Genomic DNA, 13,364 nt, shown 5'->3' with positions numbered 1-13,364 from the left:
CACATGTCGACGCGTCGCCAGTTCATCAAACACGCATCAGTAATCGCAGGTATAGGCGCCGCTGCGTCCATGGGGTTCAGCCTCTCGCCGGTGTCAGCACACGCTGCCACCGGGGGGCAATGGTTCATGCCGGACGAAGGCGACAAACATCAGCGTGCGTTCATTGCCTTTGGCGCACAGGAGGCGATCTGGGAAGACTTTACCGCCGACGTGCAAGAGGCCCTTGGCCTGATCGCGCGCACCGTCGCCGACTACGAGCCGGTGACCGTGTTCTGCCGCGCCAGCGAGCGGGAACTGGCCGAAGAGCACTGCGGCACGTCGGGCGTCACCTACGTCACCACTGAGCTCGACGATATCTGGATGCGTGACATCGGCGCCAACTTCGTCATCGACGGGGACGGCGGATTGGGCGCCGTCGACTTCAACTTCAATGGCTGGGGCAACAAACAACGGCATGCCAAGGACGCGAAACTGGCCGCGCTGGTCGCCAAAAACGCCAAGGCCAGCTACCTGCGTAGCGAACTGGTGGGCGAGGGCGGTGGTATCGAAGTGGACGGTCACGGCACCGGGATCATGACCGAAAGCAGTTGGATCAACAGCAATCGCAACCCGGACTGGAGCAAAGCCGAGGTCGAGCAAGAGCTGAAGGAACGCCTCGGCTTGCGCAAAATCATTTGGCTGCCGGGCATCAAAGGCAAGGACATCACCGACGCCCATGTCGATTTCTATGCGCGCTTCGTCAAGCCGGGGGTGGTGATCGCCAACCTCGACAACGACCCCGAATCCTACGACCGCAAAGTGACATTGGCCCACCTGGACATTCTGAAAAACGCCACGGACGCCGATGGCCGCAAGTTGCAAGTGCGCACCGTGTCGCCGCCGCTGAACCCGCGCAAAAGCAAGTTCAACAAAAACAATCCGGATTTTGCCGCCGGTTACATCAACTACTTCGTGATCAACGGGGCGGTCATTGCGCCTGAGTTCGGCGACAAAGCGGCCGATACCAAGGCCTTCGACCTGTTGTCCGAGCTCTACCCGGACCGTGAGGTGGTACAGCTCAACATCGATGCAATCTCGGCCGGTGGCGGCGGCATCCACTGTGTGACCAGTCATCAGCCACGGGTTTGATCTGGTGCCGTGCCCGTTGTATCTAAACTTGATTAATGTTAAGTGGCTGTTTTAGAACAAAAATATGTTCTATGGGGGCTTCCCATGCGGCGGGAAAGTTGATAAATTTCCGCCCGTTCGTAGCAATTGCTACAGGGGCGTCGCCAAGCGGTAAGGCAGCAGGTTTTGATCCTGCCATGCGTTGGTTCAAATCCAGCCGCCCCTGCCATATTTCAAGAAGCGCCAGACCTGACCGGTCTGGCGTTTTTTTATGCCTGTGATTTTCTCTCCAGGCGATACGCCTCAGCGTTCAACTGACTTCGTCCCTTGAACTTGTTGGTCGGCATGGTAAGACGAGCGCACCAACGGGCCAGACGCGACGTTCTTGAAACCCATGCGCGCACCTTCCTCGGCAAACCAGGCAAACACGTCCGGGTGCACGAAGCGCTGGACTGGCAAGTGACTGCGTGACGGTTGCAGGTACTGGCCGAGCGTGAGCATGTCGACATCGTGCTCGCGCATGCGCTGCATCACCTCGATGACTTCCTCGTCGGTTTCGCCGAGGCCCAGCATCAGGCCGGATTTGGTCGGCACGGACGGAACCAAACCCTTGAACTTCTGCAACAGGTCCAGTGACCACTCGAAATCCGAACCCGGTCGCGCCGCTTTATACAGGCGCGGCACGGTTTCTAGGTTGTGGTTGAACACATCGGGTGGCTCAGTGGCGGTGATCGCCAGCGCGACGTCCATGCGCCCGCGATAGTCCGGGACCAGGGTTTCCAGTTGCACGCCCGGCGACAATTTGCGGATTTCGCGCAGGCAATCGACAAAGTGTTGGGCGCCGCCATCGCGCAGATCATCGCGGTCCACCGAAGTGATGACCACGTACTTCAGGCGCAGGTCGGCGATGGCCACGGCGAGGCTCATCGGCTCATCGGCGTCGAGCGGTTTCGGCCGGCCGTGGCCGACATCGCAGAACGGGCACCGACGGGTGCAGATGTCGCCCATGATCATGAAGGTCGCCGTGCCACCGGAAAAACACTCGCCAAGGTTCGGGCAGGACGCTTCTTCGCAAACGCTGTGCAGCTTGTGTTTGCGCAGCAGTTGCTTGATCCGGTCGACCTCGGGAGAAATCGGCATGCGCACCCGGATCCAGTCGGGTTTGCGAGGGAGTTCATCGGTCGGGATAATCTTGACCGGAATCCGCGCGACCTTTTCCGCACCGCGCAGTTTGATGCCAACTTGCATTTTTGCCGGGGCGGTGCCGGTTGGTTCCATCACTGTACTCATGTGTTTCTTCCTTTGGCGCGAGCGGGAGGGCGGTTAACCCTCCCGTGGCTGATCAGTCGCGGTAGACCGGGAAGTCACTGCACATTGCAGCGGCTTGTCGGGCGACGTGCGCCTCGACATCGGCATCACCAAGGTGATCAAGCAGGTCGCAGATCCATCCCGCCAACTCGATACTCTGCGCTTCCTTGAAACCACGGCTGGTGATCGCCGGCGTGCCGATGCGCAGGCCCGAGGTCACGAACGGCGATTGCGGATCATTGGGCACGGCATTCTTGTTCACGGTGATACCGGCGCGGCCGAGGGCGGCGTCGGCGTCTTTGCCGGTCAGGCCCTGGCGAATCAGGCTGACCAGGAACAGGTGGTTGTCGGTGCCACCGGAAACGACGTCGAAACCCCGATCGATAAAGACCTTGGCCATCGCCTGGGCATTGCGGATCACCTGCGCCTGATAGGTTTTGAAACCGGGCTCCAGCGCTTCCTTGAAGCACACCGCTTTGGCCGCGATCACGTGCATCAGCGGACCGCCCTGACCGCCCGGGAACACTGCCGCGTTGAGTTTTTTCTCCAGTTCCGGATTGGCCTTGGCCAGGATCAGGCCGCCACGCGGACCGCGCAGGGTTTTGTGCGTGGTGGTGGTGACGACGTCGGCGAAGGGGATCGGGTTCGGGTACAAGCCGGTCGCCACCAGCCCGGCGACGTGGGCCATGTCGACGAACAGGTAAGCCCCGACTTTGTCGGCGATCTGGCGGAAACGCGGGAAGTCCAACGTCTTGGAATAGGCGGAGAATCCGGCGATGAGCATTTTCGGTTTGTGCTCGACGGCCAAACGCTCGACTTCGTCGTAATCAATCAGCCCGGTGGCGGTGTCGATGCCGTACTGCACGGCGTTGTACAGCTTGCCGGAAAAACTCACTTTGGCGCCGTGGGTCAAGTGACCGCCATGGGCCAGGCTCATGCCCAACACGGTGTCGCCCGCTTGCAGCAGCGCGAGGAAGACGGCGGCGTTGGCCTGACTGCCGGAGTGTGGCTGGACGTTAGCGTAATCGGCGCCGAACAATTGTTTGGCCCGGTCAATCGCCAGTTGTTCGACCACATCAACGTGTTCGCAGCCACCGTAATAGCGCTTGCCTGGATAACCTTCGGCGTATTTGTTGGTCAGGCCACTGCCTTGCGCTTCCATCACCCGTTGACTGGTGTAGTTCTCGGAGGCGATCAGTTCGATGTGGTGCTCTTGCCGTGCGTCTTCGGCATTCATCGCCGCCAGCAGTTCGTCGTCGTAGCCTTTGATCTGGTCGTGTTTGCTGAACATGGTGTGGTCCTTTTTCGGATTCAGGAAATGCGTGGGGGGGCTTCAAGCGTCGGCGTGTTCTGCGGTCAGGCGTTCATAGGCGTCTTGATCCAGCAAGTCGCTCAATGCCTCGACATCGACCGGTTTGAAGCGAAAGAACCAGCCTTCGCCCAATGGGTCTTCGTTGACCCGTTCCGGAGTGCTCTCGAGCGTCGCGTTAATCTCGACCACTTCACCGTCCAGCGGCATGCCGATACCGCTGGCCGCTTTCACCGATTCCAGTACCGACACTTCAGCGCCTGCATCGAAGGCGCCCAGTTCAGGCACCTGAACGAACACCACATCCCCCAATGCCTGCTGGGCAAACTCAGTGATGCCAACGGTGACCAGGTCATTGCTCTCAAGGCGCAACCATTCGTGATCGACGGTAAAACGCAATTCGCTCATAACAACTCCTCATTGTTCAGACTCATCCACTGCTGGTGGCGGATGACGTTTACAGGCTCGTGCGGGGCAACGAGCGTGGCTGGAACAGTGATAGCAAGGGCGGTGCCAATGTTGGTTAGTTGTTTAAAATCAAAGAGTTGTTATGTTATTGAAAGTGCCAATAGGGTTTTCCTGTATTGAAATCAATACGGACAAGAGGAGGGCAACGAGCAGGGCAGGAAAAAATGGGGTCGCAGAAGGTTGTCTTGAATTCGATACGCTGTAGCGATTTCAAGACGACTTCAAATCCTTGGGAGCGGGCTTGCCCGCGATGAGGGAGTGTCAGTCAACATCAATGCTGAATGTCACACCGCTATCGCGGGCAAGCCCGCTCCCACAGGGTCCTTGTGTTGTTTGGGGCAGGGCTCAGGGCTTGGTGGGAATGCCGTACTTGCGCAGGCGAATGGCGATGGCGCTGTGCGACGTTTGCAGCCGCGCCGCCAGCAAGCGGCTGGAGGGATAACTGCGGTAAAGCTGTTCCAGCAGGTGCTTTTCAAAGCCTTCGACGGCAGCTTCGAGGCTGCCCACTTCACCGTCGTTTTGCCGCTCTACAGCGGTTCTGGCAATGTCCAGATCGTCGATGTCCACCAGCGGATTTTCGCAAATCGCCGCCGCCCGGAAAATCACGTTTTGCAGCTGCCGAACGTTACCCGGCCAGCGGTTGCCGAGCAGGGCAGGAAAGGTGCTTGGGGCCAAACGGCACACCGGACGCTGGATCTGTGCGCAGGCCTGCTGCATGAAGTGGTTGGCCATCAACAGGATGTCGTGGCCGCGCTCACGCAGCGGCGGCACTTGCAGGTTGAGGACATTGAGACGGTAGAACAGGTCCTCTCGAAAGTGACCTTCAGTGACCATTTTTTCCAGGTCGCGGTGGGTGGCGCTCAGCACTCGAACATTGACCTTGACCTCGCGATCACCACCGACCCGGCGGAAGCAGCCATCGCTTAAAAAGCGCAGCAACTTGGCTTGCAGGTAGGGCGACATTTCACCGACTTCGTCGAGGAACACTGTGCCTTGGTCAGCCAGTTCCAGCAGGCCGAGTTTGCCGCCACGCTGGGCGCCGGTGAAGGCCCCGGCGGCGTAGCCGAACAGTTCGCTTTCGGCGAGACTTTCCGGGAGGGCTGCGCAGTTCAACGCCAAAAACGGTGAATCGCGCCGCGTGCTGATCGCATGGCAAGCGCGGGCCACCAGCTCTTTGCCGGTGCCGGTTTCTCCCTGGATCAACAGCGGCGCGTCGAGCGTGGCCACGCGCTGGGCACGGGCCTTGAGCGTGCGAATCGCCGGGGATTCGCCCAGCAAAGCATCGAACCCTTCGGCATGGTCATGGTGCAGCGCCGACAGGCGTTCGCCGATGCGGTTCGGGTGATACAGCGTCAGCAGGGCGCCGGCATCGGTGATCGGCATGGCGTCCAGCAGCAACGTCTGGCCGCCCAGGCTGACCTCGTGCATGGGCAGGCGGAAGTGGTGTTCGATCAGCGTCTGTTGCAGCGACGGATCATCGAACAACGCACTCAGCGATTCACCGGCCGGTTCGCGACCACACAAAGCGATCAGCGCCGGGTTGGCCAGCAATACAAAACCGCGGTCATCCACCGCCAATACCGCGTCGGTGCTGGCCGCCAGCAAGGCATCGAGTTGCAAGCTTCGGCGTTGCCCCGGAAGGATGTCGACCATCGTCACCGCTTGCACACCTTGTACGCCGAGAAACGCCTCGCGCAGCTCTTCCAGAACATCGACGCCGAGGGTCGGTGCATCGATGTAAACGTTCGGTGGCACCATCTCGACGGCGTCCAGATTGAACCGGCGCCCACCGAGCAGGGCCAGTACTTCCTGGGTGATGCCGACGCGGTCGATGAAGGTGACGTGGATGCGCATAACGGGCCTGCAAGGGTGGCGAACGGGGTGGTGGCGTCAATGAGTATGCCGGGCAGTGTTGACCTGTGGCGAGCGCAGATCAGCCATTGCCGGTTTTACGCGAGCACGCGGCCAGGTCTTCGAGGAACGCCTGGAGGATCGGCGGCGGCGCGGTGCCGCGTCGGGTAATCACGTCGAACGGCGACATCAATTGCAAGCTGTTCGGCGCCAGTTGATGCATCTCTCCGGTCTTGATCCACTGGCTGGCGAAGTGCGCCGGAAGAAACCCCAGATAGGCCCCGGAGATCAGCAAAATGGCGAGCGCCTCGATGTTGTCGACGGTGGCCGCCGCTTTGCTGACGCCCAGGTGTTCAAGGTCGTATTGCTGCATGTAGCCGCGCACGACAATCCGGCTCGCGGCGATTTCTTCGAGCAGTTCATCACCTTCGGCCTTACTGCCATACAGCGGATGCCGCCGCCCGCAATACAACCCCAACGCTTCCTGATACAGCGGTGTGTGCAGCAGGCCCGGAACGTGGATCGGGAAGTGCCCGATGGCCAGGTGCAACCGGCCGTCGAGTACGCGTTCTTCGAGTTCGGCGGGGGTGCCCACGTACACGTTGAGGTGCACGTCGTGCCCCCTGGACACAAAGCGCTGAGTGGTGCGCGGCAGCGGCGAATCGGGGTCGGTGATGGTGGTGTCGATGATCCCCAGGTTGAGCTTGCCGCTGATGTGCTGCTTGAGCACGTCGGCGTCCATGCAGAAATTTTCCACCGCCGACAGCAGGCGCTGGGTGGCTTCATGAATGGCCACGCCTTGCTCGGTCAAGCGAAAGTCGCTGCGCCCGCGCTGACAGAGTTTGACCCCCAGTCGGGTCTCCAGATGAGTCATCTGTTCGCTGATGGTTGATTGGCCGGCGTTCAACGCCGCTTGCGCTGCGGAAAAACCGCCGCACCTGACAATCGTGGCAAACACCCTGAGTAATTTCAGATCGACATCGTGCAGTTGAATCACGTTGGATCTCCCGCGTGTGGATGCATCGGTAATGCCGATATGAGTATCTGATGTTTAGCATTTTTTCCACGAAAACCTGCGCCCATAGTCATTCCAACGGCGGTCGCCTTGCAGTCCGCCCAGCCGATAACAAAAAGTGGAGAGGCTTGAAATGTCGAACAACGGTTATGAATCCGGTCGTCTGAACCTGCCATTCGTGGGTCATTGCACCTTTGGCAAATCCCCGGTGTGCACCGATTGGGACGCGCTGGATGCCGACGTCGCGGTGCTCGGCGTTCCCAACGACATGGGCACCCAATGGCGCTCCGGCGCACGCTTCGGACCACGCGGGATTCGCGAAGCATCGACGCTGTTTTCCTTCGGCCATGCCGGCGCCTATGACCACGAAGACGACGTGATGTACCTGACCGCCGCCGACGTGCGCATGGTCGATGTCGGCGATGCCGATATCGTGCACACCGACATGGTCACCAGTAACAAGAACACCGAATACGCCGTGCGCAAGATTCTCGATGCCGGTGTCATGCCGGTGGTGCTCGGCGGCGATCACTCGGTGCACGCGCCGGTGATCAAGGCGTTCGAGGGCCGTGGCCCGATCCACATCATCCACTTCGATGCGCACCTGGACTTCGTCGATGAACGCCACGGTGTGCGCTACGGCCACGGCAACCCGCTGCGCCGCGCCTCGGAAATGAACCACATCGTCGGCATGACCCAGATGGGCATCCGCAACGTGTCGTCCTCCAACCGCGATGACTACGAAGCGGCCCACGAGGCGGGTTCGAAGATTCTCTCGGTACGTGATGTACGTCGCCTCGGCGTCGAGGGTGTGCTGGCGTTGATCCCGCAGAACATCAATTACTACATCACCATCGATATCGACGGTTTTGACCCTTCCATCGCCCCGGGCACTGGCACGCCAAGTCACGGCGGCTTCCTCTACTACGAAGTGCTGGAAATCATCCAGGCCCTGGCCAAACGCAGCCAAGGCAACATCGTCGGCATGGACCTGGTGGAGGTTGCACCGGTGTATGACCCGACCGGCATGACTTCGATTCTCGCCGCGCAACTGCTGCTCAACAGCATCGGTTTCATCTTCCACGAGCGGGCCAAGGTGCGTGCGGCCGAAGGCGAAGCCACTCCGGCCTGACGGCACGGATCGATCCTCGAACCACAGTGACCCGGCAGGACCTGACTGCCGGGCAGAGAGAATAAAAATGGACACGATCGTTAAGCAGTACCTGCAGAAATTTGGCGTCTCCGAAGCGACCCAGACCTTCCTCAGCAAGGTGCAGAAAATGTTCATCGGCGGTGCTTTTGTCGAGGCCAGCGACGGGCAGACGTCCGATGTCATCGAGCCGTCGACCGAAGGCCTGATCACGCGTATTCCGATGGGCACCACCGATGACCTGGACCGCGCCGTGCAAGCGGCTCGCGCGCAGTTCGACGGCGGCGCCTGGCGCCAGGCCAAACCGGCCGAACGCGAACGGCTGATCCAGCGCCTGGCTGACCTGATTGAACAGAACGCCGAGGAGCTGGCGCAAATCGAATCGATCGACATGGGCAAGTCCGTAGCGTTTGCCAAAGACGTCGATATCCAGGGCACAGTCGACACCCTGCGTTATTTCGCCGGTTGGGCGACCAAGCTTCACGGGCGCACCGTCGAGCCCTCGCTGCCCGGCAATTACCTGGCCTATACGCGCAAAGAACCGGTGGGTGTGGTCGGCGCTATCGTGCCGTGGAACTTCCCGTTGCAAACCATGGCCTGGAAGCTCGGCGCCGCCCTGGCGACCGGTTGCACCGTGGTGGTCAAACCCGCCGAGCTGACCTCGCTGTCGGCCCTGCGTTTTGCCGAACTGGTGCAGGAAGCCGGCATCCCGGATGGCGTCATCAACATCGTGTCCGGGCGCGGCAGCGTGGTCGGCGCCGCCATGGCCACGCACCCTGGCATCGACAAACTGACCTTCACCGGCTCGACCCCGGTCGGCCAGACTGCTGGCCGCGCAGCGCTGGAAGACATGAAGCGCCTGACGCTCGAACTCGGTGGTAAATCGCCGGTCATCGTCTGCGCCGACGCCGACATCCCGGCCGCCGCTCAAGCGGTCGCCAACGGCGTGTTTTTCAACTCCGGGCAGGTATGCGACGCCGGTACACGGGCCTATATTCATAGCAGTGTCTACGACGAATTCCTGCGTGAACTGATCGCCTATACCCGCACGTTGAAAATCGCACCGGGCCTGGACCCTGACTGCTTCATCGGTCCGCTGGTGTCGGCGCTGCAAAAACAGCGCGTGACCGAGTACATCGAAACCGGCAAGCAGGAAGGCGCCGAACTGGTCTACGGCGGCCAGCCCGTCGATGGCCCGGGCTTCTTCGTCGAGCCGACCATCTTCGCCCATTGCCGCAACGACATGCGCATTGTCCAGGAAGAGATCTTTGGCCCGGTGCTGGTCACCGCACCGTTCGACGATGAGGAAGAGGCGCTGGCCTTGGCCAATGACTCGGTGTACGGCCTGGCCGCAGCCCTTTATTCCAATGACCTGGGCAAGGTGCACAGCCTGATTCCACGGCTGAAGGCCGGTTCGGTCTACGTCAATGCCCACGGCACCCTCGACCCGTCGATGCCGTTCGGTGGCTACAAGCAGTCCGGATTCGGCAAGGACCTGGGCGCCGAGCAGCTCGATTACCTGCTCGAAACCAAGGCCGTCTGGATCACGCTGCCCTGAGTCACGGCTGACGTCTTTCTGTCGGTTCAGCCGCAACGCAATCCGTAGCAGCTGGCGAAGCCTGCGTCCGGCGGCGCAGCCGTCGTAAAACCAGTGAGGGTGGTGTGTCTGGTAAGCCTTGGTCATCGGGTTTACGACGGCTGCGCCGCCGGACGCCGCCTTCGGCAGCTGCTACACGGTTCGCGGCATCTTCAACAACAGGGAACGGCAAGGATGCGCCCGGGCGTCGTTCACCCGAAAGAATGCAGTTATTCCGTCATGATCTTCCAACAATAAGAGTCCATCATGAACACTGACGCCAAAGCCGCTCCTAGCGTGTCGCTTCTCGATGACAAACCGATCGTCGAAAGCCATTCGATCGACTTCATCCCGGAACACGAACGCACCGACAAACTGTCCAGTCAAGGCCCGTTCTGGTTCCTCGGCAACTTCACCTTCTTCACCATGACCATCGGCTTCGTGGGCCCAAGCGTCGGCCTGACCGCGCTCTGGACCACACTCGCCGGCACGCTGGGCATCATGTTCGGCACGCTGTTCATGGCGTTTCACGGTTCGCAAGGTCCGCACCTGGGCCTGCCACAAATGATCCAGTCGCGCGCGCAGTTCGGCTATCGCGGGGTGATTCTGGTCCTGCTGGCGACGCTGTTTGTATTTGCCGGGTTCAACATCGTCAACCTGGTGTTGATGATGCAGGGCCTGCACACACTCTTCGGTTTCAACCCCGCCGTGATCGCGGTGGCGGTGACGATACCGGCGGCGGTCCTGGCCATCCTCGGTCATGACTGGATGCACCGCAGTTTCAAATGGGCGTTGTACTTGTCGATTCCGCTGTACGGGCTGGTCACGCTGGCGGTGATGATGGGTTGGGTGCCTGATGCGGCGATGCCAGTGCTCGCCGCCGGTGAGGTGGCGCCTGCTCCGTTGGGCTTCAACTGGACCGGTTTCATCGCCCAGTTCGCGGCGGCGGCCAGTTACAACATCGCTTACGCGCCTTACGTCTCCGACTATTCGCGTTACCTGCCGAAAAACACCTCCAGCGGCAAGCTGATTGCGGTGGTGTTCCTGGGCGCGTCGTTGTCCGGTGCGTGGATGATTTCTGTCGGTGGCTGGCTGGCCGATCACCTGCACTCCACCGATGTGCTGGTGGCCCTTGGACAAGTCGGCAACACCGTTTCACCGCTGATCGGTACGGCGGTGGTGGTGATCACCATTCTGGCGTTCCTGCCGGTGATTGCGATGAACATCTACAGCGCGAAACTGACCACGCTGACCTGCGTCGACTCCATCAAGCACATCGAGCCGACGCGCAAGGCGCGGATCCTGGCGATCGGTTTTGTGATCCTGCTGCAACTGGGCGTGGCCCTGAGCATCCAGAGTTCGGGCAAAGGCTTGTCGGTGCTGGGGATCTACCTGGTGGTGATGCTGTACTTCCTGGTGCCCTGGACCTCGGTCAACCTCACCGACTATTTCTTCGTGCGCAAGGGCCGCTACGCCATCCCGCACTTCTTCATGCCTCACGGCAACATTTACGGCAGCTGGGGCCTGCGTGGCATCGCCGCGTATGCCATCGGTTTCATCTCTATGATCCCGTTCTTCTACATCTACGACGGCGTTGAGCAGCGTGAGGTCTATGTCGGCCCGCTCGCCAAGGCGCTGGGCAGCATCGACATCGCCTGGCTGGTCGGGCTGATCGTATCGGGCCTGGTTTACTACTGGTTCAGCCGCTCGATCGACCTCAAGCGTGAAGAAGCCGTCATTCAGCACATCGAGAAAACCTCTCCTCAATACACCACTGGCGATTCGCTGACCCAACGTTCGACGCCGGTATTCAACGAATCGACGGCCGGGAGATAACCATGGCTACGCAAAATTACGACTACATCATCATTGGCGCAGGCTCGGCGGGTTGTGTGTTGGCCAACCGCTTGAGCGAAGACCCGGACACCTCGGTTCTGGTCCTGGAATTCGGTGGTAGTGATCGCAGTGTGGTGATCCAGATGCCCAGCGCGTTTTCGATTCCGATGAACACCAAGAAATACAACTGGCGCTACGAAACCGAGCCGGAGCCGTTCCTCAACGGCCGGCGCATTCACTGCCCGCGCGGCAAGGTGTTGGGCGGCTCCTCTTCGATCAACGGCCTGGTCTATATCCGTGGCCACGCCTATGACTTTGATGAGTGGGAATCGCTCGGCGCGCAGGGTTGGGGCTATCGTAATTGCCTGCCGTACTTCAAACGCGCCGAAAGCTACGAGTCGGGCGGCGACAGCTACCGTGGGCAAACCGGGCCGTTGCACACCACCAACGGCAACCACATGAAAAACCCGCTGTACGGGGCGTGGGTCGAAGCTGGCGCGGAAGCGGGTTACATCAAGACCGACGACTGCAACGGCTACATGCAGGAAGGGTTTGGCGCCATGCACATGACCGTGAAAAACGGCGTGCGCTGCTCCACGGCCAACGCCTATTTGCGCCCGGCCATGGGCCGTCCGAACCTGACGGTGATCACCCACGCGATGACCCGACAGATCATCCTTGAAGGCAAACGCGCGGTCGGCGTCATGTACGACCACGACGGTCAGACTCACCAAGTCTATTGCAACCGTGAAGTGCTGATTTCCTCGGGCCCCATCGGTTCGCCGCACCTGCTGCAACGTTCCGGAATCGGCCCGGCCGAGGTCCTGCGCAAAGCCGGGATCGGCGTGCGCCATGACCTGCCGGGAGTAGGGGAGAACCTGCAGGATCACGCCGAGGTGTACATCCAGTTCGGCTGCAAGGAACCGGTGACCCTCAACAGCAAAATGGACCCGCTGAGCAAGTTGATGATCGGTTTGCGCTGGCTGCTGTTCAAGGACGGGCTCGGCGCCACCAACCATTTCGAGGCGGGTGGTTTCATTCGGCTCGGACAAGGGGTTGCGCTGGCCGGACATTCAGTTCCACTTCCTGCCTGCTGCGATGCGCTACGACGGCAATAAACCGATCAAGGGCCATGGCTTCATGGTGCTCACCGGGCCGAACAAACCCAAGAGCCGCGGCTTTGTGCGCGCGGTTTCAGCCGACCCGTATGAGCATCCGCAGATTCAGTTCAACTACCTGCAACGGGAAGAGGACCGCGAGGGCTTCCGCCGCTGCATCCGGCTGACCCGGGAGATCATTGGCCAGAAAGCGATGGACCGTTTCCGCGATGGCGAAATCGCACCGGGCGCACAGGTGACCAGCGATGAAGACCTGGATGCCTTCGTGCGTGAAAACCTCGAAAGCACCTACCACCCCTGCGGCTCGTGCCGCATGGGCGAGGACGACATGGCGGTGGTGGATTCCGAGCTGCGGGTGCATGGCATCGCCGGGTTGCGCGTGATCGACTCGTCGGTGTTCCCGACCGAACCGAACGGTAACCTCAATGCACCGACGATCATGCTCGCCGAGCGGGCCAGCGATCTGGTGCGCGGACGCACCATGCTGCCGGCTTCCGACGCGCCTGTCGGCCTTGTGCAAGATTGGGAAAACAGCCAGCGGTCGACGCTGCCGGGACGCAACGTCCGGGTTTGATGTGTTCGAAATGAATCAGGTCGCCGGTCGGGCGACCTGATTGGTTTTGCTC

General features: G+C 60.7%; 9 protein-coding genes, 1 tRNA gene and 1 pseudogene. 6 read left to right on the top strand and 5 right to left on the bottom strand.

Annotation, left to right across the window (positions count from 1 at the left end; all coding sequences use genetic code 11):
• The first annotated feature begins 3 nt into the window (after nucleotides 1-3).
• Together AB4N76_RS02215 and AB4N76_RS02210 are read left to right on the top strand one after the other, a co-directional pair.
• Nucleotides 4-1,128, top strand: a complete 1,125-nt coding sequence (locus AB4N76_RS02215) for an agmatine deiminase family protein (protein ID WP_460164062.1) — start codon at nucleotides 4-6, stop codon at nucleotides 1,126-1,128.
• 133 nt (nucleotides 1,129-1,261) lie between these two features.
• Nucleotides 1,262-1,336, top strand: a tRNA-Gln gene (locus AB4N76_RS02210).
• A 74-nt stretch (nucleotides 1,337-1,410) separates the two neighbouring features.
• On the opposite strand, the gene lipA is transcribed toward AB4N76_RS02210, so the two are convergent.
• The 5 genes from lipA to AB4N76_RS02185 form a co-directional block, all read right to left on the bottom strand.
• Complete coding sequence (gene lipA / locus AB4N76_RS02205; protein ID WP_460164061.1) at nucleotides 1,411-2,397, bottom strand: lipoyl synthase; 987 nt, start codon at nucleotides 2,395-2,397, stop codon at nucleotides 1,411-1,413.
• 52 nt (nucleotides 2,398-2,449) lie between these two features.
• Complete coding sequence (glyA, locus tag AB4N76_RS02200; protein ID WP_046030478.1) at nucleotides 2,450-3,706, bottom strand: serine hydroxymethyltransferase; 1,257 nt, start codon at nucleotides 3,704-3,706, stop codon at nucleotides 2,450-2,452.
• A 42-nt stretch (nucleotides 3,707-3,748) separates the two neighbouring features.
• Nucleotides 3,749-4,132, bottom strand: a complete 384-nt coding sequence (gcvH, locus tag AB4N76_RS02195) for a glycine cleavage system protein GcvH (RefSeq protein ID WP_460164060.1) — start codon at nucleotides 4,130-4,132, stop codon at nucleotides 3,749-3,751.
• 405 nt (nucleotides 4,133-4,537) lie between these two features.
• Nucleotides 4,538-6,046, bottom strand: a complete 1,509-nt coding sequence (locus tag AB4N76_RS02190; protein WP_460164059.1) for a sigma-54-dependent transcriptional regulator — start codon at nucleotides 6,044-6,046, stop codon at nucleotides 4,538-4,540.
• A 79-nt stretch (nucleotides 6,047-6,125) separates the two neighbouring features.
• Entirely contained in the window at nucleotides 6,126-7,040 is a 915-nt protein-coding gene (locus AB4N76_RS02185; protein WP_460164058.1) for a LysR family transcriptional regulator, read from the bottom strand.
• Between the two features lie 151 nt (nucleotides 7,041-7,191).
• On the opposite strand from AB4N76_RS02185, the gene speB reads away from it, so the two are divergent.
• From speB to betA, 4 genes and pseudogenes are all read left to right on the top strand, one after another.
• Nucleotides 7,192-8,190, top strand: coding sequence for an agmatinase (speB, locus tag AB4N76_RS02180; protein ID WP_460164057.1), 999 nt, complete (start codon nucleotides 7,192-7,194; stop codon nucleotides 8,188-8,190).
• Between the two features lie 67 nt (nucleotides 8,191-8,257).
• Nucleotides 8,258-9,766, top strand: a complete 1,509-nt coding sequence (locus AB4N76_RS02175; RefSeq protein WP_460164056.1) for an aldehyde dehydrogenase family protein — start codon at nucleotides 8,258-8,260, stop codon at nucleotides 9,764-9,766.
• 285 nt (nucleotides 9,767-10,051) lie between these two features.
• On the top strand, nucleotides 10,052-11,620 hold the full coding sequence (locus tag AB4N76_RS02170) for a purine-cytosine permease family protein (RefSeq protein WP_046030468.1): 1,569 nt from the start codon (nucleotides 10,052-10,054) through the stop codon (nucleotides 11,618-11,620).
• 2 nt (nucleotides 11,621-11,622) lie between these two features.
• Nucleotides 11,623-13,312: pseudogene (gene betA, locus AB4N76_RS02165) on the top strand (choline dehydrogenase).
• The last annotated feature ends 52 nt before the right edge of the window (nucleotides 13,313-13,364 follow it).

The organism is Pseudomonas sp. S2_F03, assembly GCF_054668335.1.
The sequence above is the reverse complement of the archived record's forward strand: the minus strand, read 5'-3'. Positions and strand labels throughout refer to the sequence as shown.